This window comes from Streptomyces sp. NPDC048275, from assembly GCF_040652275.1.
GTDB lineage: Bacteria > Actinomycetota > Actinomycetes > Streptomycetales > Streptomycetaceae > Streptomyces.
In genome coordinates this window covers 1-24,655 of sequence record NZ_JBEZLR010000118.1, presented here as the reverse complement: position 1 = coordinate 24,655, position 24,655 = coordinate 1, and the positions used below count along the sequence as shown (strand labels likewise).

Annotated in this window: 23 protein-coding genes and 3 pseudogenes; 13 read left to right on the top strand and 13 right to left on the bottom strand. The window is 70.5% G+C overall.

Annotated elements, in window-relative coordinates:
* The first annotated feature begins 165 nt into the window (after positions 1-165).
* Positions 166-918, top strand: a complete 753-nt coding sequence (locus AB0D57_RS41140) for a chaplin (protein ID WP_362086041.1) — start codon at positions 166-168, stop codon at positions 916-918.
* 397 nt (positions 919-1,315) lie between these two features.
* Here AB0D57_RS41140 and AB0D57_RS41135 read toward each other — a convergent pair whose 3' ends face one another.
* Positions 1,316-2,581 (bottom strand): NAD(P)-binding domain-containing protein, encoded by a 1,266-nt coding sequence (locus AB0D57_RS41135; RefSeq protein ID WP_362086038.1) that lies wholly within the window; start codon positions 2,579-2,581, stop codon positions 1,316-1,318.
* Positions 2,582-2,583: 2 nt separating this feature from the next.
* Complete coding sequence (locus AB0D57_RS41130) at positions 2,584-3,837, bottom strand: ATP-grasp domain-containing protein (protein WP_362086035.1); 1,254 nt, start codon at positions 3,835-3,837, stop codon at positions 2,584-2,586.
* 168 nt (positions 3,838-4,005) lie between these two features.
* On the opposite strand from AB0D57_RS41130, the gene AB0D57_RS41125 reads away from it, so the two are divergent.
* Complete coding sequence (locus tag AB0D57_RS41125; protein ID WP_362086032.1) at positions 4,006-5,202, top strand: glycosyl hydrolase; 1,197 nt, start codon at positions 4,006-4,008, stop codon at positions 5,200-5,202.
* A gap of 38 nt (positions 5,203-5,240) precedes the next feature.
* Here AB0D57_RS41125 and AB0D57_RS41120 read toward each other — a convergent pair whose 3' ends face one another.
* The 8 genes from AB0D57_RS41120 to AB0D57_RS41085 are packed head-to-tail and all read right to left on the bottom strand — an operon-like array spanning position 5,241 to position 14,705.
* On the bottom strand, positions 5,241-5,897 hold the full coding sequence (locus AB0D57_RS41120) for a lipopolysaccharide biosynthesis protein (protein ID WP_362086029.1): 657 nt from the start codon (positions 5,895-5,897) through the stop codon (positions 5,241-5,243).
* Positions 5,894-7,048, bottom strand: coding sequence for a glycosyltransferase (locus AB0D57_RS41115; RefSeq protein WP_362086026.1), 1,155 nt, complete (start codon positions 7,046-7,048; stop codon positions 5,894-5,896). Before AB0D57_RS41115 ends, AB0D57_RS41120 begins: the two co-directional genes overlap by 4 nt.
* A 1-nt stretch (position 7,049) precedes the next feature.
* The gene (locus AB0D57_RS41110; protein ID WP_362086023.1) at positions 7,050-7,814 is read right to left on the bottom strand and encodes a polysaccharide deacetylase family protein; all 765 of its coding nucleotides are present in this window, start codon (positions 7,812-7,814) and stop codon (positions 7,050-7,052) included.
* The gene (locus tag AB0D57_RS41105; RefSeq protein WP_362086020.1) at positions 7,798-9,486 is read right to left on the bottom strand and encodes a lipid II flippase MurJ; all 1,689 of its coding nucleotides are present in this window, start codon (positions 9,484-9,486) and stop codon (positions 7,798-7,800) included. The genes AB0D57_RS41110 and AB0D57_RS41105 overlap by 17 nt, the downstream gene beginning before the upstream one ends.
* Positions 9,483-10,817, bottom strand: coding sequence for an O-antigen ligase family protein (locus AB0D57_RS41100; RefSeq protein WP_362086017.1), 1,335 nt, complete (start codon positions 10,815-10,817; stop codon positions 9,483-9,485). Before AB0D57_RS41100 ends, AB0D57_RS41105 begins: the two co-directional genes overlap by 4 nt.
* Before the next feature lie 5 nt (positions 10,818-10,822).
* Positions 10,823-12,250: an exopolysaccharide biosynthesis polyprenyl glycosylphosphotransferase gene (locus tag AB0D57_RS41095; protein ID WP_362086013.1), complete on the bottom strand. Its 1,428-nt coding sequence runs from the start codon at positions 12,248-12,250 to the stop codon at positions 10,823-10,825.
* Entirely contained in the window at positions 12,247-13,572 is a 1,326-nt protein-coding gene (locus AB0D57_RS41090) for a glycosyltransferase family 4 protein (protein ID WP_362086010.1), read from the bottom strand. Before AB0D57_RS41090 ends, AB0D57_RS41095 begins: the two co-directional genes overlap by 4 nt.
* A 50-nt stretch (positions 13,573-13,622) precedes the next feature.
* The gene (locus AB0D57_RS41085; protein WP_362086007.1) at positions 13,623-14,705 is read right to left on the bottom strand and encodes a DUF3344 domain-containing protein; all 1,083 of its coding nucleotides are present in this window, start codon (positions 14,703-14,705) and stop codon (positions 13,623-13,625) included.
* Between the two features lie 360 nt (positions 14,706-15,065).
* Here AB0D57_RS41085 and AB0D57_RS41080 point away from each other — a divergent pair, with 360 nt between their 5' ends.
* Positions 15,066-15,752, top strand: coding sequence for a hypothetical protein (locus tag AB0D57_RS41080; protein ID WP_362086004.1), 687 nt, complete (start codon positions 15,066-15,068; stop codon positions 15,750-15,752).
* A gap of 40 nt (positions 15,753-15,792) precedes the next feature.
* On the opposite strand, the pseudogene AB0D57_RS41075 reads toward AB0D57_RS41080, so the two are convergent.
* A pseudogene (locus AB0D57_RS41075) lies at positions 15,793-16,065 on the bottom strand (hypothetical protein); the annotation flags it as partial.
* A gap of 909 nt (positions 16,066-16,974) precedes the next feature.
* Between AB0D57_RS41075 and AB0D57_RS41070 the strand changes: the two are divergent.
* The 10 genes from AB0D57_RS41070 (at position 16,975) to AB0D57_RS41025 (ending at position 23,213) form a co-directional block, all read left to right on the top strand.
* Positions 16,975-17,097: a hypothetical protein gene (locus tag AB0D57_RS41070; RefSeq protein WP_362086001.1), complete on the top strand. Its 123-nt coding sequence runs from the start codon at positions 16,975-16,977 to the stop codon at positions 17,095-17,097.
* Between the two features lie 212 nt (positions 17,098-17,309).
* Entirely contained in the window at positions 17,310-17,807 is a 498-nt protein-coding gene (locus tag AB0D57_RS41065; RefSeq protein ID WP_362085998.1) for a tyrosinase family oxidase copper chaperone, read from the top strand.
* On the top strand, positions 17,791-18,657 hold the full coding sequence (locus tag AB0D57_RS41060) for a tyrosinase family protein (protein ID WP_362085995.1): 867 nt from the start codon (positions 17,791-17,793) through the stop codon (positions 18,655-18,657). The genes AB0D57_RS41065 and AB0D57_RS41060 overlap by 17 nt, the downstream gene beginning before the upstream one ends.
* Positions 18,658-19,327: 670 nt before the next feature.
* Entirely contained in the window at positions 19,328-19,597 is a 270-nt protein-coding gene (locus AB0D57_RS41055) for a hypothetical protein (protein WP_362085992.1), read from the top strand.
* Between the two features lie 429 nt (positions 19,598-20,026).
* Positions 20,027-20,293, top strand: coding sequence for a hypothetical protein (locus AB0D57_RS41050; protein WP_362085989.1), 267 nt, complete (start codon positions 20,027-20,029; stop codon positions 20,291-20,293).
* A gap of 439 nt (positions 20,294-20,732) precedes the next feature.
* Positions 20,733-20,999 (top strand): hypothetical protein, encoded by a 267-nt coding sequence (locus AB0D57_RS41045; protein WP_362085986.1) that lies wholly within the window; start codon positions 20,733-20,735, stop codon positions 20,997-20,999.
* A gap of 381 nt (positions 21,000-21,380) precedes the next feature.
* Complete coding sequence (locus tag AB0D57_RS41040; protein ID WP_362085983.1) at positions 21,381-21,656, top strand: hypothetical protein; 276 nt, start codon at positions 21,381-21,383, stop codon at positions 21,654-21,656.
* Positions 21,657-21,798: 142 nt separating this feature from the next.
* Positions 21,799-22,080, top strand: a complete 282-nt coding sequence (locus tag AB0D57_RS41035) for a hypothetical protein (RefSeq protein ID WP_362085980.1) — start codon at positions 21,799-21,801, stop codon at positions 22,078-22,080.
* Positions 22,081-22,335: 255 nt separating this feature from the next.
* Positions 22,336-22,584: a DUF5949 family protein gene (locus AB0D57_RS41030; protein WP_362085978.1), complete on the top strand. Its 249-nt coding sequence runs from the start codon at positions 22,336-22,338 to the stop codon at positions 22,582-22,584.
* Positions 22,584-23,213, top strand: coding sequence for a vitamin K epoxide reductase family protein (locus tag AB0D57_RS41025; protein WP_362085975.1), 630 nt, complete (start codon positions 22,584-22,586; stop codon positions 23,211-23,213). The genes AB0D57_RS41030 and AB0D57_RS41025 overlap by 1 nt, the downstream gene beginning before the upstream one ends.
* A gap of 46 nt (positions 23,214-23,259) precedes the next feature.
* On the opposite strand, the pseudogene AB0D57_RS41020 reads toward AB0D57_RS41025, so the two are convergent.
* Both AB0D57_RS41020 and AB0D57_RS41015 read right to left on the bottom strand, forming a co-directional pair.
* Positions 23,260-23,664: pseudogene (locus AB0D57_RS41020) on the bottom strand (NAD(P)-dependent oxidoreductase); the annotation flags it as partial.
* Positions 23,661-24,655, bottom strand: a pseudogene (locus AB0D57_RS41015) (IS200/IS605 family accessory protein TnpB-related protein); the annotation flags it as partial. The pseudogenes AB0D57_RS41020 and AB0D57_RS41015, both read right to left, overlap by 4 nt.

Here is a 24,655-nt window from a genome sequence, read left to right as displayed (position 1 = left end):
ACTCGGTCGACTTCATCATCGCGCTGAACCCGGCGATCGGCAGCAATTGCAAGAACGACTGACCGCCCAACGCACCAGCCTCCCGGCTGTGTCATGGCCGGCCTTGGACGTCGATCTCCATTCCAAGGTCGGCTTTCCCCATTCTTCAAGCAGGAAGACAGGACATTGCGACAGACCCTGAGCAGGGGAGTGTTCGCGGCGGCCGCCGCCGCCACGGGCATTCTGTCCCTGTACGGCAGCTCCGCCTTCGCTGACACGCACGCGGCGGGAGCCGCCGAGGATCCCGGTGTGCTGTCCGGGAACAGCATGCAGGTGCCGGTCGAGGTGCCGGTGAACCTGTGCGGCAACACCGTCGATGCGTTCGCGGCGCTCAACCACCCCTCCGGCAACTCCTGCGGCAACACCTCGGACAAGACGGGGTACGGGTCGCCCGAGCGCGACTCCGACGACTCCGGTGACTCCGGTGACAGCACTGCCGGCACGCGTGCGAAAGGAGACACAGGGGGTTCGTCCAGTCCGCTGTCCGGGAACAGTGTGAAGGTGCCGGTCGAGGTGCCGGTGAATGTGTGCGGCAACATCGTTGATGCGGGCGCGGTGTTCAACTACGCGCTCGGCAACTCCTGCGACAACGTCTCGTACGGCGACGACGGTTACGGCACGGAGGAGGAGACGCCTCCGTCGCCACCTGTCAGTCAGCCGCCCACCAGCACTCCCACCCCGCCTCCCACGCGTACGAGTGAGACGCCGCCTCCCACGCGTACGAGTGAGACGCCGCCGGCCGACGAGCACCTCGTCGACCCGCCCACCATGGCCGAGACCGGCAGCGGGGGGATGGTGGCGGCCTCGACCGCCGGTGCCGCACTGATCGCGGGCGGGGTGGTGATGTACCGCCGCGGCCGCGCCGCCTCCCACCGGTAGGTGCTCCTGGGTGCCGGACGCAACCCGCCCGGCACCCGCACCCCCCTGGACCGACGCGAGCCACCGGACCAGGCAGCCCAAGCCTGTCCGGGGACGAACCGCCGCATGGGCCGGATCGGCAGCGAGCCTAGTCGCCATCACTGCTTGCCAAACCCGGATCGACCCGTCGCCGACGCCTCGGGCCGCTGACGACTCTCTCCGTCAGCGGCCCGAGGCGTCCGCGCATGGTCCTTAGACCGACCGGCAAATGGGGGGCGGCGTCGCGGGGCTGGGCACGCACATCTGCCGCGTTGTCGTCAGTCACCAACGCTCCGCGTTGCCTCCCTCCTCCGCCTTGCAGCTGCACGCACCCAGCCCCGCTCCTTCTCCCACCCCCCCATTTGCCGGTCGGTCTTAGTCAGCGGCGTACCGGCGACGGCGACCCACTTCGGCTGCTGCCCCCCGGTACGGGGACCGTCCCGCCCGTCGGGGTCGTCCTGAGCCGGCGGCGTACCCCTCGGACGAGTGTCGACGCCGTGAAGGTCGCGCCGTGCACGAAGCGCATGGCCGGACCGAAGCCGGAGGCGGTCACCAGGCCCGCGAGGAACAGGCCGGGGTGGGAGGACTCGAAGTCGCGCCCGACCGCCGGGGAGCCGTCGGGCAGGGCCGCCAGCGTCCCGCGCAACTCGGAGGAGAGCAGTCCGAGCCGGTCGCAGCGCGGCCGGAAACCCGTGGCGGCGATGACGTGTTGGGTCTCCAGGGTGCACGGAGTGCCCCCGCGGCTCACCGTGTCCAGCCGTACGCCGCCCGGCACCGCACAGGCCGCGGCTACCTCGTGACCCGCCAGCACCTCCACCGCGCGCTCCACCCGGTCCCGCACCCACCACGCGCCCGCCGGCCCCAGCGCCGTGGTCGCGATGCGTGCCCGGGTCGGCTCCGACAGACGCCGGAAAAGGCCGGGGCGCTCGGAGTAGAACCAGTTGCGCCAGCCGGGGCCGAGGCCGCTGTGCGGGGAACGAAGCGACTGCCACCAGGGGCGCTCCCACGGCGGCGGCACATCGTTCCAGCACAGCCGCTCCGCCCGCGCCAGCACCCGTACGCGCGTTCCCTGTTCGGCGAGCAGCGCCGCGGTCTCCAGGGCCGCCTGGCCGCCACCGATGACAGTGACGTCCTTGCCGCGGAAGCGGTCGAGCTCGCTGTGGTGGCTGCTGTGCGTCACCAGGGCGGGGTGCAGTCCGCGCAGGGTCGGCGGTACCTCGACGAACGGCATCACACCGACCGCCAGCGCCACTGCCCGCGCGTGCACCTCCTCCCCGTCCTCGGTGACCGCCGTGAAGCCGCCGGGGCAGGATGCCACGCGGGTCACCGTGCGCTCGTCCACCGCCGGCACGGCATGGCGCGCGAACCACAGGCCGTACGCCGCGAACGCCTCGACCGGGATCGGCTTCGCGTGACGTGCCGTCAGGCCCTGCTCCGCGCAGTAAGCGCCCAGGTGCCAACGCCCCGCCGGATCGGAGAGGTTGGACGCCCACGGCTCCGACTTCAGGAACATGCCGCTGGGCATGTTGTCCCGCCAGGACGCCATGGGTCGGCCGAACACGCGCAGGTTCAGCCCGGCGGCCGCGGCGTGGGACGCGATCGACAGACCGTACGGGCCTGCGCCCACCACCAGAAGGTCGTACATGATCAACTGCTCGCTTTCTCGTTGTCGGTAAGGGAGGGCGAGACCGCCCGGGGGATCGGCCGTGGCGCGGGGGGCGCAGCCGTCGCGCCCAGCCGCTCGCGCAGTCGGCGGGACACATGACGGCACCACAGGGCCCACATCGCCCATCCGGGGACACGGTCGTCCCGGGCGTACCAGGCCAGTTCGCGCCCACCCGGCGCCGCACGCAGCACGGCGAGCGGCGCGTAGTTCTCGACCACGAACGCCCGCCCGGCCATCGGGGCCCCGTCCGGTAGCGGACGGCCCGTCAGGTCCAGGTGCAGGGCCCGTACGACGTCCAGTCCCGCGCTGTCCGCGAAGAGCCGGAACTGGGCGCCGGGGCGCGGGTTGAAGTCGAGCAGGTGATAGCGGCCCGTCGCACCGCAGCGGCGGAAGTCGAGGTCGAAGATGCCGCGGTAGCCCAGCTCGCCGGTGAGTCGCTCGGCCAGCGCCTGCACTTGCGGGTTGGGCGTCCAGCAGCCCACCGCGGTCAGCCCGGCTCCACGCGGCCAGGCCAACTGCTTGCGGCCCGGCCCGCCCGCGCGCACGGTGCCCGAGTGGTCGGCGTAGCCATGGAAGAACCAGTCGCGGTCCGGTCCCGGCGGCAGGTACGCCTGCAGGAGAAGGCGGCTGCCCGCCTCCTCGGTGCGCAGGTACAGCTCCCGGGCCTGCTGCATGGAGCGGACCAGCGCCGTGCTGCGCAGCCCGCTGCCGGCGGGCAACAGCCAGGGGCGGCTCCACTTCGCCACCAGCGGCAGCCCGAGCTGCCGCGCGTCGTCGGCGACCCGCGCCGGACTGTCCGGGATCAGCGTCACCGGGTGCGGGACGTCCGCGGACGCGCACACGGCGGCCAGTTCCGCCTTGTCGGCGACGCGTTCGGGCAGCGTGGACGGCATCGTCGGCAGCAGGTAGGCGGGTGTGAGTTCGTCCCGCATCCGTCCCACGGCGATCGCGCTCGCGTCGTCCATCGGGACCAGGACGGCGGGACGCGCGATCCGGTCGGCCACGCGGCGCAGCACGACGAGGATGTCGTCCGGGGATGCTCCCGGGAGTGGCGGGGGATGCATCTGACGTACGTAACGCGACGCGTGGATGGGACTTTTCGCTGAATCGGCGACGACATGCACCTCCACTCCCGCCCTGCCGAGGGAACGCACGGCCCCCAGCGTTCCGTGATGAAAGGGATTCTGGTCGATCCGCAGCAGTACGGCGGGGACGCGGGTGTCGAGAAACGACACGAATTCTCTCTTTCTTTAGGATCGGCTCACCCACACGGGCGAGCACGGCACTCGAAAGCCGCAATGGCAATGGCGCCCTTGGCTTTCCTGTGCCTGACTACATATGACTGCTCGTCAATAAGGAGAACTGAGGCGGAAGGCCGGATGACAGCGAAGAAAGGAGCAGACATGGCTCCACAGCGCAAGCGGGTCCGGGTTCGCTGGCTGGCTGCGGGCGCTGCGGCAGTCGCCGCGGCGACCGCCCTGGTGTCCGGTCATCCGGCGGAGGTGGGGGTGCTGGGAGCCGACGATCCTCGCCCTCCGGCGCCGACCACCCAGGTACGGGGCAAGGAGGTCCCGGCCTTCGGCGCCTTCCTCGGCTCCGACGCCCGTGGCGTGGCCCGCATGCCGCTGTTCAGCAGGTGGCTGGGCGGTACCGAGCTCCGCGTCGGCCACACCTATCTGCCCGGCAACCGCTGGCGGGACATCGAGGGTGCCCCCGGCTTCCTCGACGCCTGGGCGCGCTGGCGCAACCAGGAGGCCGACCGGACGCTCGTCCTCAACGTCCCCATGCAGGAGCGCAACGAGGACGGTGTCTCCGACCCCGAAGTCCGGCAGCTGTTGCAGCAGGGCGCGGCCGGGGCGTTCGATCACCATTTCCGCGCCCTCGCCAAGCGGCTGGTCGAGCTGAAGGTGCCGGACACGGTCCTCGTGCTCGGCTGGGAGATGAACGGCACCACGTACACCCATCGCTGCGGGCCGGACCCGGAGGCATGGAAGAAGTACTGGAACAGGATCGTCACCACCATGCGGTCGGTGCCGGGCCAGAAATTTCAGTTCGATTTCACGCCGGCCCGCGGTCTGGACGCAGTGCCCTGGACGAAGTGCTATCCGGGGGACGGCACGGTCGACATCATCGGCATGGATTCCTACGACCAGCCGACCGGGCTGTCGTTCGACGAACAGGTGACAGAGCCCTACGGGCTTCAGGCCCATGTGGATTTCGCGAAGGCCCACGGCAAACCGATCTCGTATCCCGAATGGGGACTCTTCCGCAACGGCGACAACACCGAGTACATGGGGCGCATGCTCGCGTGGATCAACGAACACAGGCCGCTCTACAACACGTTGACCGACTACTGCCCGCACGGTGTGTGGCGGTGCAGGGACAACCCGAGGGCGTCCCACCTCTACCGGTCCGTCCTCTCCGGCCGTACCGACGAGGCGACCCCGACCCCCACCCCCACCCCCACACCGACACCGACACCGACCACGCCCACCGCACCCACCACGCCGCAGCCCCCGGAGGAGTGCACGCCGATGGACCTGGGCAGCTGGGTGGAGTACTGGCTCGGCGGGAAGCTCTGCTTCCGCTTCGACTGGTGATAGCCCACCCGCCGGCGCTTCGGTCGGGTCCACCGTCGTCACCGCTGTCCGCGCATATCGGTGGCGGCGGCCGGTCCGGGCACCGAGGCGCCGGGAAGGGGATCGTCGTCCTGGTCGGTCTTCCTCGGCCGCGCCAGCAGGGCCAGGCCGCCCAGCAGCCCGCCCGCGCTCGCGCCCACCAGAGCGGTCACCGCCGGCGACGCGGACGTCGGCTCGGTCGGCTTCACCGCCCGCGAGAACTGCACGAGCCGGACCTGGGTGCTGGCGCTGGTGTCGTCCGCGTGCTGGGTCAGCGCGCGGGAGACCGCGTTGGCCATGTCGATGGCGAGACCGGGGCGCGAGGAGGTGGCGGAGACGGCGACCATCGGCGCGTCCGGCGAGGTCGCCGTGCGCACGCTGTGCTGCAGGGTCTGCACCGGCACGCCCGCCCACACCTGCGCGTCCCCGAGCACCGCGAGCTGCGTGGCGACCCGGCCGTATGCCTGCGCGAAACCGAGGGCGGAGTCCGGGTTGGACTTCTCGGTCGGTACGGCGATGACGTAGCTGGTGGCCGTGTACGTCGGGGGTGTGAGCATGCCGTACGCGCCGCCCAGCAGGCCCCCGGCGAGGGTTCCGGCCGCGAGCAGGGACCAGGGCGGCAGCCTCCTGACACGGGCCAGGAGCAGGCTGTGCTGACGGGGCGGAGTGTCGGTCATGACGGGCTGGCTCCCAGAGGTGAGAGGGACGACGACGAACTGGAGACCGCTGCCGCATACACGTCCATGAGGCGAGCTGCGCTGCGGGTGATGCTGTAGCGGTGGGCGATTTCCGGGGCCGTGCGCGGCCGGGGGCCCGCCGCGCGGACCTCGGCGATCGCGCGGGCGTACGCCTCGGGCCCGCCGCGCACGCGTCGCGCGCCGGCGGCGACCGACGGCGGCAGGTCCTCGATCGCCGGGCAGGAGGCGTAGAGCACGGGCAGGCCGGACGCCAGCGCCTCCACGACCGCCAGGCCGAAGGCCTCCTCGGTGGACGGCGACGCGAGGAGGTCCATCGCCGAGGTGAGCGAGGGCAGGTCGGGGCCGGGGGAGCCGTCGGGGATGTAGGGACGTTCGCCGGTGAACAGGACGCGGTCGGCCACGCCGGCCTCGTGGGCCGTACGGCGCAGGACGTGCTCCTCGGCGCCGCCGCCCACCAGCAGCAGCCAGTGGTCGTCCGGGAGCCGGGTGAGCGCGTGGACGAGGACGTCGAACCGCTTGCCCGGGGCGAGTCGGCCGACGCCCCCGATGACGTACGCGCCCTTCGGCAGGCCGAGGCGTCGGCGGGTGCGCTCGCGCCGCTCCTGGTCGAAGCGGAAGCGGTCCAGGTCGATGCCGTTCGGGACGACCTCGATGCGGGGCGCGGGCACGCCCCAGTGCTTGAGGCGGTCGGCCACCGCTGAGGAGACGGCGACCGTCGCCGAACCGAGGCGCTCGCTGGCGAGGTACAGCGCGCGCACCCCTGCCGTCAGCCTGCGGCCCTCCATCTGGGAGTCGCCCAGGGAGTGTTCGGTGGCGACGACCGCGCGGACCCCGGCGATGCGTGCGGCGGGCCGGCCGTAGACGCAGGCCCGGTACAAGTGTGTGTGCACCAGGTCGTAGCCGCCGGCGCGGATCAGCCGAACCAGGCGCGGGAGCGCGGCCAGGTCGCGGTTGCCGCCCATGCCGAGATGCACGACGCGGACGCCGTCGGCGGCGAGACCCTCGGCGACCGCACCGGGGTTGGTGAGCGTCACGACGTCGCAGTCGACGGGCAGGTGACGCAGCAGCAGACGCAGCTGCTGCTCGGCCCCGCCGACACCGAGGCCGGTGATGATGTGCAGAGCCCTCATCTCACAGGCCCTCCACCGGGCGCCGGCGCAGCCGGTGCAGCCGGTGCTTGAGGTGCAGGCGCCAGGCCGTGTCCTTCTGGCCGACGTGCACGCGCGGCAGGGCGTGCGGCCCGGTCAGCGGGCCGGGGTCGATGGCGCAGGCGTAGGTGTATCCCGCTTCCCGTACGGCCTCGACGGCGTCGGCGTCGACCGTGCCGTACGGGTAGCAGAAGCCGTCGACCCGGATGCCGGTCAACTCCGTGAGCAACGTACGGCTCTCGGCGACCTCGGCCTTGAGGGTGAGGGCGTCCGCCCGGGTGAGGTCGATGTGCGTCAGCCCGTGCGAGCCGATCTCCATGCCCTCGGCGGCCGCGTGCCGGATGCCGTCGGCGGTCAGCAGCGGCTTGCGCGGGCCGAGCGGGTCCCAGGCGTTGTCGCGGCCGAGTCGTCCGGGCAGCACGAAGACGGTGGCGCGGCAGTCCCAACGGCGCAGCAGTGGCAGGGCGTCGGTGACGAAGTCGGCGTACCCGTCGTCGAAGGTGAGTCCGACCAGGCCCCGCCCCTGGCCCCGGGCGCGGGCGGCGAGCAGCTCGGCCACGGACACACCCCGCAGCCCGCGCCGGCGCAGCCAGGCCAGCTGCCGGTCGAGCCGCTCGGGCGTGACCGTGATGCGGTACGGGTCGTCCGAGCAGTCGCCCACCGAGTGGTACATCGCCACCCACGGGGCCGGGCCCGGGCGCGGGGCGGGGAGTCTGTCGGTGTCGGTGGAATCAACGGAAGCGGCCATGTGTGAGCTTTCGGGTGAGGGCGCGTACGGAGCGCGGTGCGGATGCGAAGCCCTGGGCGCCCAGTGCCCAGGTGAGCGGGACGAAGACGGCGGTCACGGTCAGGCAGCCGGCCGCGAGACCAGCCACCGGGGACTCCGTACGGCCGGCGACGAACGCCCCGGCGACGGTGGCGACGACCGCGGCGCACACGAGCCTGCTCAGCTCGGCCAGTACCTGCCGGATGCGGATCGAGACGCCGCAGGGGTTGTTCTTCCGCGCCGTTCGCAGGCCGACGAGCAGCAGGGTGGCCGTGACGGTGATGCCGAAGGCGTTGGCGGCGGCGATCCCCTCCACGCCCCAGGCGTGCACGGTCGCGGCGCCGATCGCGGACGTCACGGCGATGCCGGCGGCCATCGCGCCGACGGGATACCAGGTGGGCCGGCCCGCGGAGAAGTACGAGCGGACCAGGGTGCCCACCAGGGTTTGGCTCAGCAGCCCGAGGGCGTACACGCGCATGACGTCCGCCGTCGCCTGGGTGTCGCCGGCGGTGAACTCGCCTCGCTGGAAGAGCAGTTCGATCATCTGCGGAGCACAGGCGATCACCGCGCACATACCCAGCAGCAGCAGACCGGAGGCCAGCGCCAGATCCCGCTCGACGCGGCGGCGCGCCCGTTCGGTGTCGCCGTCCGCGAGGGCTCGTGCCACCACCGGGAAGGTGACGGTGCACACCATCAGCGACAGCGTCATCGGGATCTGGGCGACCTTCTGCGCGTAGTTCAGGTGCGAGATGGCTCCGGAGGGCAGGGCGGAGGCGAGGAAGCGTTCGACGAGGACCTGCGACTGGCGGCACAGGGCGAAGAGGAGTACGGCGGCGACCAGGGCGAGTTGCATCGGCCGCTCCGCGGCGACGGACCTGGGCCTGCCGAGGGCCGGTGTACGCGACGCCAGTTGCCGCCACAGCGACGGCAGTTGCACCGCCACCATCAGGCAGCCGCCCGCCGCGACCCCGACCGCGGCGGAGCGCACGCCCCAGCGTTCGCCGAGCAGGAACATCGTGGCGACGATGCCGGTGTTGTAGGCGACGTAGATCGCCGCGGGCGCGAGGAAGCGGCGGTGGGCCCGCAGGGCGGCGCTGCAGTACCCGGCGAGCCCGAAGGTCAGCACGCAGATCGCGGTGATCCGCGTGCAGTCGGCGGCGAGGCGGGGATCGGGCAGGCCGGGCGCGAGGGCCTGGACCAGGTAGGGAGCCGTGCCGACGACCAGCGCGGCCACCGCGGCGAAGGCGAGGCACAGGCGGGGCAGGGTGGCGACGACGAGGGCGCGGACCGGGTCGCCCGGGGCGCCCCGGGCGCGACGGGCCAGCGCCATGCTGAACGCCGGGATCAGCACGATCGCCAGCCCGTCCTCGATGAGCAGCGTGGCGGCGAACTCCGGCACGGTCCACGCGACCAGGAAGGCGTCCGTGTCGCTTCCGGCGCCGAACAACCGCGCCAGCGCCTGATCGCGCACCAGGCCGAGCAGTGAGCCGGCGATGGACAGGGACGCCGTGACGAGCGCGGCCCTGGCGAGGAACCCCCCGGAGGCCGAGGTCGGGTCGGCGCTGTCCTCGGCCTTGGTGGCGGCACGCGCCGCGGGTACGGTCACCGCGCTGTCTTTTTCGGATCCGGGGGGTCGTGAAGGCACCACCGTCATCGCGCCAGGGCCTCCTCGACGCGCTTCCGCATCCCGCCCTGCGGCATGTCCACCCGCTCGTCACGGGCCAGCGCCCACCATGCCGCGAGCCCCAGAGCCACGGCGGTCAGCACGGTCGAGGGGCCGCCGATGTCTCCGTACACGAAGTCGGTCAGCAGCCAGAGCAGCAGCCCGCAGGCGACGAGCGCGCAGTCGAGTCCCGGTCCCCGGTCGCGCAGCAGCCTCCGCAGTCCGCACACCAGGAGCGCCAGCCAGCTTCCGGCGAGCGCGAGCAGCCCGATCAGGCCCTGCTCGCTCAGCACCAGCAGGTACATGTTGTGCGGTGACAACAGCGGCTGCCTCTCGTACGTCACTCCCGCGCCGTTGATGTCGCTGGCCGACGACAGCGCCAGGGTGGCGTGCCCGTCCCGGTACTCGGGAAAGCTCTTCAACCCGACGCCGGTCAGCGGATGTTGGCGCCAGATGCCGGTGGCGGACGCCCACAGGGTGTACCGGTCGACGACGGACTGGTCGGGGGTGTCGGTGACCTGCGCGATGCTGTCGATCCGCTGCTGCAGCAGCGCCGTGCCGATGCCGAACCCGCCCACCAGGATCACGCCCGCGGCGGCCGCGACCGCGGCCACCTTGAGCGCTCGCCGTAGCCCGGTCAGCCCCAACTGCACGGCGCACGTCAGGACGGTCGCGATCCAGGCGCCCCGGCTGAAGGAGAGCGCGAGCGGCAGCAGCAGTGCCAGAGCGCACCCGGCGGCGATTGCCCGCTGCCGTGCGGACGCCGGGCCCAGCGCCATCCCGACCGCGCACACCAGGCCGAGAGAGACCACCGTCGCCATGCCCATCACGTCATGCGGCCCGAAGGTGCCGACCGCCCGGATGTTCTCGCCCTGGTAGGAGGCGCCGGTCCGGGTGACGTACTGGTGAACGCCGACGGCCCCCTGGCACAGCGCGAGCCCTACGAACGACCAGGCCAGCAGCCGAAAGTCGGCCCGGTCGCGGATCAGCAGCAGCACGGCGGCCGGGACGAGCACGAAGATCTGCAGATAGCGGCCCAGGCCGGTGAGCCCGGCCTCCGGCGAGGACGCCCCCACGGCGGCGAGCGCGAGCCCCACGACCGGCAGGGACAGCACGACGGCCGCGGCGGGCGACAGCGGGCGCCGCCGTTCGCGCAGCAGACGGATCACGCAGTACACCACCGCCAGCCCTGAGACCACGTCGGCGGGCCCCGCGCCGTCCGGCGTCAGCGGCAGGGCCAGCAGGGCGGGCACGCCCACCACGGGCAGGACCGGCGTCAGCGCGGCGGCCCGGCGCGGGAGCGATGGCAGGGCGTGGCTCACGTTTTTCAGCTCCCCGTCGGACGCACCAGGCTGCCCGCGGTGCGCAGCAGGATGCAGATGTCCTGCCACAGCGACCAGTCGTCGATGTAGGCGTTGTCGAACCGGCAGCGGTCCTCGATCGAGGTGTCGCCGCGCAGCCCCTGGATCTGGGCGAGGCCGGTGATGCCGGTCCGCATGCGGTGGCGGGCGGCGTAACCGGGGTAGGTCTGGCTGAACTGCCCGACGAAGTAGGGGCGTTCGGGCCGTGGCCCGATCAGGCTCATGTCGCCCCGGAGTACGTTCCACAGCTGGAGCAATTCGTCGAGCGAGGTGCGCCGCAACATACGGCAGAACCAGCGCATCTCGTTCTCGTTCGCCACGCTCCACCGGGTCGCCGACTCGTGCGCGTCGACCGGGCGGTGAGTACGGAACTTCAGCAGCGTGAACGGCTTTCCGTCCTTGCCGATGCGCTCCTGCCGGAACACCACGCCCGGCCCGTCGCTGATCCGCAACGCCACCGCGCACGCCAGGAGCAGAGGGCTGACCAGCAGCAACAGCGTCCCCGACACGAGAATGTCGAGCGTTCGCTTGCCCGCGCTGCCGCGGTGCGCCGCGGACATGGCCAGACGCCGGCAGGAGAACCCGGCCAGCCGCTCCTTCGTCATGTACGACGGGGAGTCGGCGTCGACCTCCCAGACCTCGCAACCCGATTCGGCCAGCGCCCGCAGCAGCGGCCCCTGTTCGGCGCGTACGGAGGGGTGAACGGCCAGCACCGCCCGCACCCCGTTCTGGATGACCGCACGCTCGACCTCGGCGCTGGTCGTCAGCACCGGCAGGCCCTCGGTGCCGTGCTGCTGCTCGGCGACGATCCCCACCGGCCGCACGCCGCACCGCGGGTGGCGCAGCACGGCGGTGGCCACGCGCTGCGCGGTCGCCACCGGGCCGACGACGAGCGCGGTGTGCGGGTGGCGCAGCAGGGCGGCGCGCCGCCGCCCGTGCACGGCTCCGCGGAGCACACAACCCGCCGCCCCGTGCAGGGCGAGGCCCGTCAGCACGGTGCCGACGGACAATGCGTGCTCCGGCCGGTACGCCGCCAAGAGTGCCGAGAGCGCCAGCCAGGCCACCGCGATGCGGCCGCACACGGCGGGCAGTTCGTCCAGCAGCCCCGGCACCGCCGGCCGGCCGTCGCGCGGGCGCGGCAGCAGCGAGGCGACGATCAGCAGGGTGACGAGCAGCGGCTGGCGCTGGGCCTCGGTGAGCGCAAGCGTGCCCAACAGGGCGGCGACGCCGTCCGCGACGAGCAGCGGGACCGGTGAAGCCGACCGGGCCGGGCGCCGCGGGGAGGGGACCCGGGAACCGGTGGCGGCGCCGCGTGGCGGCATGACCGAGACTGCTGAGAATCCGTGGTCCCGTGGCTGTACGCCGGGGGAGGGGACGGTATGTTCGGCGGTCACGAGTGGATCGACTCCCTGTGCTCGGGCGGCTCGACGCGCTGTGTTGTCTGGTTCGCCCCGGCGCCACAGCCTGTGTCGAGCGGCTGACTGTGCTCAGCGCTGCGGGCCTTGGTGCTCCCCCCCGCTCGGCTCCGCTCGATCGGGGCGACCCCCGTGCCCGCTCGGGACGGGCGCGTCTTTTCGGCGGCGGGCCAGGTGCCGAGCAGGTCGCGGTAGATGTCCGTGACCGCCTCGGCGGTGTGCCGCACGTCGTGGGTGGTCAGCACGTGCCGGCGGCCACGGTTGCCGAGTGACTCGCGCAGGAGCGGGTCGAGCAGCAGCTCGGTGACGGCCCCGGCCAGCACCGCCGGTTGCTCTGGCGGGATCAGGCACCGGGCGGCGAAGGAGGGCGGCAGGCTCTCGCGGGCGCCGTCGACGTCGGTGACCACCACGGGCCGCCCGCAGGCCATCGCCTCCAGCGGGGCCAGCGCCATGCCCTCCCAGCGGGACGGCAGGACGACGAGATCGGCGGCCTGGTACCAGGGGGAGGCGTCGGTGACGGCTCCTGTGAACAGCACGGACTCCGGGGCGCCTTCGCGAAGCCGGTCGTTATCCGGACCGTCGCCGACCAGGACGAGGCGGGCGTCGGGCACCTTGTGCACGACGGCGTCCCACGCCCGTAGCAGGACGTCCTGCCCCTTCTGCCGGCACAGCCGCCCCACGCAGACCACCAGCGGCGCTGCCGGGTGGATGTCGGCGAGCGGTGCGAGCCCGGCCCGCACGGTGCCGGCGGTGGCAGGCTGGAAGCGCTCGGGATCGATGCCGTTGGGGACGACGGTCCATCGGCCGGCGATCCTGGCGCGCACGCCGGCCGCGCGTTCCGCCTCGCTCACACACACCACCCGTGCGGCCCAACGCGCCCCCCATCGCTCCCACCTGAGCGCCAGGGCCGCGGTGCCCCCGCCGACCGCCTCGAACGACCAGGCGTGCGGCTGGAAGACCGTCGGAATCCGCCCGCGCACCGCGAGCCGCCCGGCGAGCCCGGCCTTCGCGCTGTGCGCGTGCACCAGATCGGGGCGTACCTCGTCGATCACCCGTGCCAGGTGCCGTACTTCCCGCACGAGCGACGGACCCGGCGACCGCGTCGCGGACCAGTGCCGTACCTTCGCGCCGAGCGCCCGCAGTTCCGCGGTGAGTGTGCTGTCGGGGCAGGCCACGGTGACGTCCAGGCCGTACGCCAGCTGTGCCCGGACCAGGTCCGTCACGACGCGCGCGACCCCGCCGTCGACCGGTTGGGTGAGGTGCAGGACCCGCGGCCGAGGGCCGGTGGGTGACAGGTGCATCTGCGCGGTTTCCTCGCTCACGAAAGCGCTCGGCGCATGCGGCAGCGGGCTCACCGCTGAGCGTCGACGGCGACGAAGAGCACACCGGCCCACGCCGAGTCCTGCTGGGAACGGAGCCGGAAGGTCAACTGGTCACCGGCGTTCTGCAGGCCACTTCCGAGGTCGAACACGTCGGAGTCGTAGCCGAGGGTGTTGGCGTATTCAGGCACACGCGCCGCAGCCGCTCCGGGCTCACTGATGGTGGAGTTCAGGACGTCGTCCTGGGGGTTGGCGGAGTCGCTGAGGGCGGTGGAGGAGGACCCGGTCGTCAGGGTGAGCGAGTCGCCCGTGGTGCCGCGGTCGCCGTTGTACGCCACCAGGCCCGCCCGGCCCCCCGCACCCGCGGCAAAGCCCACGTCCTGCAGCCGGATCTCTTGTCCCGAGCCGGACTTCAGCGATGTGAAGCCGTCCCAGAGCGCGAGGTGCCGCAGCGGCTCCGCGGAGTTCTCGTACGCCACCACCAGCGTCCAGCCGCCCCATGCCCCGGCCGCCGATTTGCCCATGGCCACGTTGACCTGCGCCACGGTGTACAGGCCCGACCCGCCCTCCCGGACCAGCTGCGTGACGTCCGCCGACGCCTGGAAGGCGTCAACGCCGTCTGCCACGCGGTGTCCGACGACCGTGTCCGCGAGGAGGGTCTTGTACTCCCCGCCGGGTTCGGAGATCAGCACCTTCTCGTTGTCCTCCGGCGGCTTCTGTTCGCCCACGTGCAGGTTGCCGCCCCAGTACAGGCGCGCGTACGACACGCGGGAGCCGGCGGGCAGGCGGACCTCCGCGCGGGAGGAGTTGTAGGTGTTCGGGTCGCGGTCGACGTCGATGTAGAACATGTCGAAGTCGCCGTTCACGCCGCGCCCGCCTGCCCGCACGTCCGAGCACGAAGGTGCCGTGATCTGCACGCAGCTGATGGAGGCGTTCGCCGCGCGGACGATGCCGCCATGTTGGTGCGCGCGGTACCGCTGGGCGAACGTGAGGCTGTCCGCTTCCGGTGCGGGCGCTGCGGCCGGGGAGCTGCCGGGCGCCCACATCGCGGCAACGGCAAGGGCGAGGACGCCGATGGTCCTACAGCGGACCAGCGGACCCAGGGAATGGCGCATGACCGTCGTTGCCCTTTCGCAACAGGTGGCGTTGGCAGCAGCGGCACGGGGTGCGAAGTGTCCGCGCTGAGGAGTGCGTCGCGGGTCGCAACTCTAGCCATCAGCGGAACAAAAGCACTGAAATGCGATGAAATCTGACAAGCGTGTCGGAATGGTGAAACCAGTCACCTTCCCAGGTTCTCGCCATGGGCGGCGCAGGCCTCGGCACATGGCGCGCCCGTCGGTCTGACGTACCGTCCGGGCGGGCGGGTGCGGCGACCGGATGCGTGCGAGATCACTAAAAGCGTATGAACGGTTGCGGGGAGTGACGGGCGCTTTGAGTATGGACTCAAGATCCAACGCCTGCCGAAAGGAACTCCCATGCGTGCTCTGCCCGCACGGCGTATCGCGACCAGCGCACTGTGCGCCGCCCTCCTGGTCGGGATCACCGGCCCCGCCGCCATGGCGGCCGACTCGACCCGAGAGCACAGTCGTGTGCTCTCGTCCGAGGCGCGACTCCGCGGTGCGGATGTGCTGATCGCACAGGTAAGGACCTACAACAGGGGCGAGCTCGCTCCGGTCGCCGACCTGCTGAAGGCCGCGGCCAAGGCGGACAATGGCCAACTGCCCGCCGCCGAGGCCAAGAAACTGGGAGCCGAAGCGAAGCGCGCCCTGGACAAGGCGGCCGACAAGGCTCCGGCGACGGGCGCCGAGCGCAGGGTGCTCGAGCGGCGCGCCGCTGACCTCACGGACGACGAGCTGGACGAGCTGAATGCCGAGCTGGACGACGAGCTGAATGACGAGCTGGACGACGTGGAGGAGGCCATCGATGACCTCCTGGAGTCGATCTCGGATGACGTCGACGAGGTGCTTTCGCTGGTCGACGACCTGCTGGCCGAGGTGGAAGACCTCCTCGACGAACTGCTCGACGGCGACCTGCCGGAGACGACCCCATCCACTGTGTCGACGCTGACCAGCACGTCGCTGTCGACGTCGGTGCCTCTCGAGCCGACCGTCACGCTCCCCGCCATCACGTCGCTGACGCCGGTGCTGGTGCAGGCCCCGTGAGCGTCGTGCGTCAAGCGAGGAGGGGGGTTCTGGGTTCGTAGACGGTCTGTTCGTCGAGCGCGTCGACGACGTCGTCGATCAGCCGCTGGGCCATGCGCGGGCGCGGGGCCTCCTTGGGCCGGATCGCCTCAACCAGCTTGCGGCGTCCGGCTTTGCGCAGGGCGGCCGGAGATCCGTGGCTGGGGCGGGCGACGTCCGCGATCACCGCGGCGTCCCGGGCGACCGTGAGGGGCAGGGCTCCGATCGAGGCGGGCTGGTCCACGATCACCAGCACGGTGCCGAACTTCGCGGTCGGCTTGTCGAAGACGGCCCGAGGAAGATGCCCACATCGTCGATGTCGTACGACCCGTCCTCGCCGGCCAGGGCTTCGGCGTCGTATGCGCGCATTGCGCTCGGTCGGACGGTGGTCGGACCTCTCATCAGCGTCTCCAACGGTGCCTCTCGGGCCTGGTGACACCCCCCCCAGGTAATCCCTGCGACGGGGGGAAAGTCATGCCGGGCCCGGAGGCCGGCGGTCCTCTTGACAGGTTCACGAAGAACGCAACGGGGGGCGTCACAAATGTTGTTCTTCCCGCCCCTCTCATATGAGGTATTGGCAATCTTGGGCATTTCCGGTTTCCGCCCCGGTCAGGGCTCGTTAGGCACGGCGACAGAATCCCCTCCGGCAACTCACGTTGCCGACGAAAGGAACACGATGAAGTCTCTGAAGGCTGCCGCCATCGTTGCCGGGTCATTGATCGCCGCCGGTTCCGCTACACCCGCGTTCGCCCACAACGCCCCAGCCCAGAGTGCTCCTTCCCAGGCTCCCACCACCCTGAGTGCTCCCGACCAGGCGCCTGCCGCCCAGAGTGCTCCGTACCAGGCCCCGGCTGCTCAGAGTGCTCCCCAGGCTCCGGCGCCTCAGAGTGCTCCGTACCAGGCTCCGGCTGCTCAGAGTGCTCCCCAGGCTCCGGCTGCTCAGAGTGCTCCCCAGGCTCCGGCTGCTCAGAGTGCCCCCCAGGCGCCTGCTGCTCAGAGTGCTCCCCAGGCTCCGGCCGCCCAGAGTGCTCCGTACCAGGCGCCTGCCGCCCAGAGTGCTCCGTACCAGGCGCCTGCCGCCCAGAGTGCTCCCCAGGCTCCGGCTGCCCAGAGTGCCCCCCAGGCTCCGGCCGCCCCGAGTGCTCCCCAGGCTCCGGCCGCCCAGAGTGGTCCCGACCTGGCGTCCAGCGACCTCACCGGCGGCGTGACCACCAGGGTCCCCCTCGGCGCGACCGCGGAGGGCAAGGGCGGGCTGATCCCCACGGCGAACCAGGCCGCGGCCGCGCTGAACGAGGTCAAGCCGGTGCGCGGCAATCTGTGGCTGTAGGTCTGAGCCCTGCCGTACGGAGTCGGCCCTCGGTGGAGTTCGAGGGCCGTCGCTCCGTGGGCACGGAGTCGGCATTCCGGCTGTGACCGGACAACAGACCGGGGGTCACCCGAACGGCCACCATTGATCATTTTCCTGGCCCCGCGGCGGTTACCGCGCGGGGCGTTCGGCGGTTACCGCTACGGACAACCGAACCGGACGAGGAGTGAACCATGGGCGTCAGCGTCGGCGGAGTACCGGTGGGTGCCGAGGACAGAGCACCGGGCCCGGCGCGGCCCGTACCGGCAGGCAGAACACGGCGGGATCTGGTGCGCGGTCTGCGCGCCTGCGTGCTCGGCGCCGCCCTGGCCTCGGTGGTCGCCGCCTCCCGGCCTCGGCTCCCCGGAGCCGGACCCGCCCCGGGCGACACCGTCTTCGACCAGACCTACCGCGGCCGCCGCATCCGAGGTGTGTGGATCCCAGCGTCCAGCGCAGCCGAGGACGGCCGGTGGCATGTCACCGTGGACGACCGCCCTCTGTATCTGATGCGCCGCGCGGACGGCACCTGGCTGAGCATGGTCGACCACTACTGCTCGTACCGGACACCGCTCGAGGCCGCCCGCGCCGCCATCGACGAACTCGGCCCCGGTCAGCGGCTGCGCCTCCTGGCTCCGGGACCCGCAGACGGGGGACACCTGCACATGGGGCACCAGCATGACGTACGTGCGTAAGAACGCCGGCACGCTCACGGGGGCGGAGAGGCGCCGGTTCGTCAAGGCGCTGCTGGAGGTCAAACGGCGTGGGGAGTACGACGAGTTCGTGCGGATGCACATCGCGTACTTCTCCCCCGACGGCGAGCACAAACGGCGCACCGCCCACATGGCGCCCTCGTTCCTGCCCTGGCACCGCCGCTTCCTGCTCGATCTGGAGCGTGCGCTACGCCGAGTCGACTCGTCGGTGACCGTGCCGTACTGGGACTGGACGCGCGACCGCACGACGACCTCCGCGCCCTGGACGGCGGACCTCCTCGGCGGCAACGGGCGCCGCTCCGACCACCAGGTGATGACCGGTCCGTTCGCCTATCAGAAGGGCCACTGGACCATCAAGGAGAGCGTGACCGACGCGGCGTTCCTCACTCGGGACTTCGGCCGACCCCGCGCCCCGATCGATCTGCCCACGAAGAGCGATCTGGAATGGGCGCTGAAGGACCCCGTCTACGACGTGTCGCCCTGGGATTCGACGGTCACGCGAGGTTTCCGCAACAAGCTGGAGGGCTGGAGCACCGGCCGGGGCAGCACCTCCTGGCGCAACCACAACCGCGTGCACCGCTGGGTCGGCGGGGCCATGCTCGGCGCCGCCTCCGTCAACGACCCCGTCTTCTGGTTGCACCACGCCTTCATCGACCTGCAGTGGCAACGCTGGCAGCGCCGGCACCGCGGAGCCCGCTACCTGCCCGCGAAACCGCCGCGCCCTGCGGACGCGCAGCACAACCGGATGGTGGCACGGCACGAGAAGCTGCCGCCGTGGGACGTGACGCCGGACGAGCTCGAGGACGTCAGCGGGATCTACCGGTACGCCTGAGGCGACGCGGTTCATGGGAAGAGCCCCGGCGCTTGAGTGTGCCGGGGCTCTCAGGTCAGGACGACAGACGTCAACGGGCGTCAGTGGCCGCGGCGGGCCTTCTTGCCGTTCTTCCTGTCGGTCTTCTCGCCGTTGTCGTTCTTGCAGGCGTTACCCATGGCCGGGTTGAGCCCACCGATCACGATGTGACGGTTGTTCCGCCCACGTTGACTGGCGCGGATCGCGAGACATCGCCGTCTGGCAGGGCCGAGCCCCCGGACCAGGCACTGCGGCGAAGGCGGTCCCCTTCCGCCGGCCGGTGCGGGCCCGGTCGGCTCGTGGACGTGCGCGCGGTCGCCCTCGGCGGCGCGGTTCTCGAGCGGGTGCGGTGGCGGCAGTGTCGCCTCGCGTATGCGGAAACGTGTTGGCTCTGGCGTACGCCACGGAGCCGGGGCCCCGATAGCCAGCTGCCTCAAGGGGTGCGGTGCGCCGTGTCCGAACGGCAGTTGGCCGGACGTGCCTGCCGGGACGCGGCCACCCGCTGTGTGCGCAGCAGTGCCGAGGCATGTTTTTGTCAGAAGATATTCGCTATGGGCGTTTCTCGTGGAAAAAGTAAGAAAGATCATCTATGTTGAGGACTGTCAGTGACCAGACCGTAACGGACTGTGTCGACACGAGAAACGGAGAGGTAATGCGCAAGTACCAGAAGGCTGCAGTCGTCATGGCCATGCTCGGCAGCGTCGGTTTCCTGGGCGCCGGCGTCGGCCACGCCGGCGATGATGGGAAGTTCAGCCTCGACAACAAGCAGAACCAGCACTGCTCGGCGGACGAAGTCAACTTCGACGCCGGGGGGACGGTCGGCGCCTTCGCTCCGACCAACGGTGCCGGCACCCAGCTCATTGACCAGAGCGAGCGCACGTCGGTGAACTGCGCTCAGCTCTTCACGATCGGTGGTAGGTGATCACCGACCAGGTGATCTAGGCAGGCCCCTGGGCTTGAACCAGGTGTCCGAGCTCCGGGGCCTGCTGTTTTGACGTCCTTGCCAGTCCATGCATGGGGGACGACTCCGCCACCCAGTCGCGGGGGCGACCCCGCCAGCGAGTCAACGCAGACCTGTCCACCTTCACGGAGCCAGTCACCTGCGTCAGTGGCGTCGTCGTCCGCGGCAAGGACTCCTGACGCCTTGGCGAGGGTGACTCTGCGCGCCGACCACGTGACTACCCGGATTTGGCCGCCGATACGCGCACAGCCGTGCCAGATTGTGCTCTTTTTCGAGGCACTTACATGTTTGGGCGTTTCGCGCCCTAAAAGGACGCAACGTCACCTACGGTTGGCAACTGTTGGTGACCAGGCCATTACGGGCTGTGTCGACACGAGGAACGGAGAGGTAATGCGCAAGTACCAGAAGGCTGCAGTCGTCATGGCCATGCTCGGCAGCGTCAGTTTCCTGAGCGCTGGCGTCGGCCACGCCGACGGGGACCCGAAGGTCAAGCTGGACAACAAGCAGAGCCAGAAGTGCTCGGCGGACGGAACTTACTTCAAGGGCACCGAGGCGGCCAGCGTCTTCGCTCCGGTCAACGCTGCCGGCTTCCAGGTCGTCGACCAGAGCAAGCGCACGTCGGTGGACTGCGCTCAGCTCTTCACGATCGGCAAGTAATCGCCGATCAGGTGATCTAGGCAGGTCCCGGGGCTCGAACCAGGTGTTCGAGCCCCGGGACCTGCCGTTTTGACGTCCTTGCCGGTCCGCGTACTGGGGCACGATTCCGCCGTCCGGTCGGCGCGGGCCCGGTCGGCTCGTAGGCCGCGTGCGGCCGCCCGCAGTAAGGTCCGGGCGCTCTGCGGGGATATTCGGGCGGGGTGGCTGAAGGGGATGCCCCACGCCGTGACCAGCGGCTGTCCGCGCGGCGGTGGCCGGACGTCGCTACCCGGACTTGGTCACCCGGTATCTGCACAGCAGCGGCACAACGGGTGCATTTTTTCCATATATGTGCGCGATTGGGCGTTTCTCGCAGCGGAAGCCGGAAAGATCGCCTAAGTTGAAGACTGTCAGTCACCAGACCGTAACGGACTGTGTCGACACGAGAAACGGAGAGGTAATGCGCAAGTACCAGAAGGCCGCAGTCGTCATGGCCATGCTTGGCAGCGTCAGTTTCCTGGGCGCTGGCGTCGGCCACGCTGACGACGGCGGGAAGGTCAAGCTCGACAACAAGCAGAGCCAGGAGTGCTCGGCGGACGAATACAACTTCACGGGCACCTCGACGGGCAGCGTCTTCGCTCCGACCAACGCTGCCGGCTTCCAGCTCGTCGACCAGAGTGAGCGCACGTCGGTGAACTGCGCTCAGCTCTTCACCATCGGCAAGTAATCACCGATCAGGTGATCTAGGCAGGTCCCGGGGCTCGAACCAGGTGTTCGAGCCCCGGGACCTGCCGTTTTGGCGTCCTTGCCGGTCCATGCGCTGGGGCGCGACTCCGCCGTCCGGTCACGGGTGGCGGCGACGGCCCTCTGTCGACGAAGAGCGTGCCCACTCGCTGTGGAAGCGGTTGTCCGAACGGCGGTTGATCCGACGCGGCCATCCGGATTCGGCCCACGCATTACATATACACAAATGCCGGATTATGGCTTTTTTTAGAAACTTACCCGCTTGGGGCGTTTCACCAAGCAAAAGTCGCAAACATCGCCTACAGTCGGCAACTGTCGGTGGCCAGCCCGTTACGAGCTGTGTCAACTCGAGAACGGAGAAGTAATGCGCAAGTACCAGAAGGCAGTAGTGGCCGCGGCCATGCTCGGCAGCATCAGCTTGCTGGGCGGTGGCATCGGCCACGCTGCGGGCGGGGACCCGAAGGTCGAGGCCGACAAGCCCCAGCAGAACCAGAAGTGCTCTGCGGACGAGAAGAATTGGACGCTTATCAACATCGGCGACGTCAATCTCTCGGTCAACGCCCTCGGTTTGCAGGTCGTCGACCAGAGCAAGCGCAAGACGGTGCAGTGCACTCAGGCCGCCGCCCCCGCCGCCCAGTAATCACTTATCAGGTGTCGGCGGCCCTCGAGGCTCGATCAGGCGTCCGAGCCCTGGAGTTCGCCGTCTGGCTTCGTTGCCGGTCCAAGCGTCCGGAACGACTCCGCGGTCCAGTCCCGGGGGCCAACTGTAAAGGAAAAGGCAGATGCTCAATTCAAAGAAGTTCGCAGCGGCAGTGGGCGTCCTGGGGAGCTTCGCTCTGATCGGTGCCGGTGCTGTCCAGGCCTTCGCCGTTAATGGCTCCGGCATGTGCGTCGGCGACGGCGACGGTTACACGCGCTGCTCGCAGGTGAGGGAGTACCGGCAGGTAACCACCGACAAGCGCGGAAACGTCACCTTCGTCAACGACTCAACGCAGAGCTGCCCGGCTTCGGGCGGTCAGATCAACTGCGTCAGCAGCTTCGGCGTCGCCGGCAAGAAGTCCTGACGTCCGACTGAGACGGCCGAGGCGCCCGTTTGTCGTCGGCACCCGTCGCGTAAGGCCACCCGTGCAGCAGAGGAGGGCCGGAACCCGGTATCGGGTCCCGGCCCTCCCTGTTTTGTCTCCTGGCTCTTGAAGTCAATCTCGGCAACGTCTGCGTCAACGGCCGCGTCCCTCGTTCGTGTGGTCGGTCCCTCGGTCATCGCCCGGGCGGGTGAGGAGACGGCCGGGTCCGTTCGAGCACGTCGATAAGGTTCCACGGTGACCTCAACCTCAAGCGAAACGCGCCCTTTCCGGGGCGCCGATCTCGGCACGCTCGCCGTCATGGCCTTCAGCGGCGAAGCGCCCGACGGCGACATGTCCTACTTCCCGTTCGCCACCCGCGCCTGGCCCGAGGTCCACCCGGGCGAGCCCGTCGCGCCGGAGAGCCTGACGGCCTCCGCGGGTGACGACGAGACCCTGCTCGGCGCGGCGCAGGTGCTTCCGCCCGTGCGCAGGCCGCGCGGCTGATGACGTCCACCGCGGAACGAGGGGCGAGTGGCAGCAGCGGTACGTTCGTGCGGACCGCGGGCGGCAGCCGTGCGTTCGCCCTGCTGCTGGTGATCATCGGTGCGGCCGGTCTGCTGGCCTCGTGGGTCATCACGATCGACAAGTTCAAGTTGCTGGAGGACCCGGACTTCGTGCCCGGGTGCAGCCTCAACCCGGTCGTCTCCTGCGGCAACATCATGACGAGCGACCAGGCCTCGGCCTTCGGGTTCCCCAACCCGATGCTGGGTCTCGTCGCGTACGGCATCGTGATCTGCGTCGGTATGAGCCTGCTCGCCCGGGGCGCCTTCACGCGCTGGTACTGGCTGACCTTCGACGCGGGCACTTTCTTCGGCGTCGGATTCTGCACCTGGCTGCAATACGAGTCGCTTTACCAAATCAATTCGCTGTGCCTGTGGTGCTGTCTGGCCTGGGTCGCGACCATCATCATGTTCTGGTATGTGACCTCGTTCAATGTACGCAATGAATTCCTGCCCGCGCCGGACTGGCTGAAGAGCTTCTTCGCCGAGTTCACCTGGGTCCTGCCGGTGCTGCACATCGGCATCATCGGGATGCTGATTCTGACCCGGTGGTGGGACTTCTGGACCGGCTGAATATCCGGACGGGCTGGGCGCGCCTGGTGCCCGGTCGCGCAGCCGCTCAGCCGAGGCGCCGTACCGGCGTGCCCGCCAGAAACGCCTCGATGTCCTCGACCGCCGCGCCGTAGTACGTCTCGTAGTTGGCCCGCGACACATAGCCGAGGTGCGGGCTGGCCAGCAGGCGCGGGGCCGAGCGCATCGGGTGGTCGGCGGGGAGCGGCTCGATATCGAACACGTCGATGCCCGCTCCGGCGATCCGGGCCTCGTGCAGCGCGGCGAGCAGGGCGTCCTGGTCGACGATCGCCGCCCGTGAGGTGTTGACGAAGTAGGCGGTCGGCTTGAGGAGGGCCAGCTCGGCGGCGCCGAGCAGGCCCCGGGTGCGGTCGCCGAGCGCGAGGTGGACGGAGACGAAGTCGCTGCTCGCGAGCAACTCCTCCTTGGAGGCGGAAAGTTCCACCGTTCCTAAAGACTGAGTGGGAGTGAGTCCTGTTGCCAGGACTCCTGCTCAGCCGCGTGTCCCGAACGGTGTTGGGCACGCTGGTCTCCCGCTTTCGCTCCACGGGCCGGGGGCGCGCATCGTGTGCGTGGTCCGGGTGGGTGGGGGCGGGTTTCCTCGCGCTGTCGGGTGTCCGGTCGGGCCTGGGCGGTCCGATGCCCACCGCGATCACTCTGGTCGGGGTGGGGCGGTGCCGTCCGTCGCCGGATCGGATGTCCGAGGGCGCGTCGTCCGACCGCGATGCTTGCCGCATCGTGCCGGGTGGTCTTGCGAGTCGGGGTGGTCAGCGGTTTCTGCCAGTGCTGGGCACCCCACCGGCTGGTGTAGGCGGGGTCGACCGCGACGACCGCCACCTGCTGTTCGGCGGCCATCGACACCAGCCGGGCCTTGAGTTTGGCGGTGGGGAAGCGGGAGAGCAGGCGGCGGAAGCGTTTGTTGCGGCCGTGCTTCTCCCGGCCCTTCTCCGCCGCGAAGTCGAGGTCCTCGATGGCGATCGCGGCGGCCCCGCACCGTCGGGTGTAGTGCAGCAGCCGGGTCAGCGCGTGCCGGATCTGCGCGTCGCGGTGTTCGGTGCTGCCCGAGAGGTCGTAGAAGTAGCGCTGTGGCTCGCCGACCGGGTTGCCGTGCGCATCGAGTTGCCAGGCCGCGAGGTGATCGTCGTTCATGTCCACCCCGACCACCCCGCGGGCCACCGCCGCCTGCAGCGGCGTACCGGGGCGGCGGCGCGCTGCCAGGAGGCGGTCACATACCAGCGGCCGCGTGTCGTGTCGTGGTGGATGCGGTAGGCCACCGCCCGGTCGGCGGTGATCCGGTCACGCCACTCCTGCCCGCGATGCTGGAACGCCACGGTCGCGCCGAGGATGTAGCGGCCGTGCGGTGCGTTGGCCAAGTGGGCCAGCGGGGCCGGGAGTTTGATCGAGAGCCGGCCGGTGTCGGTGACGCGGATGGTCTCGTTGCCGAA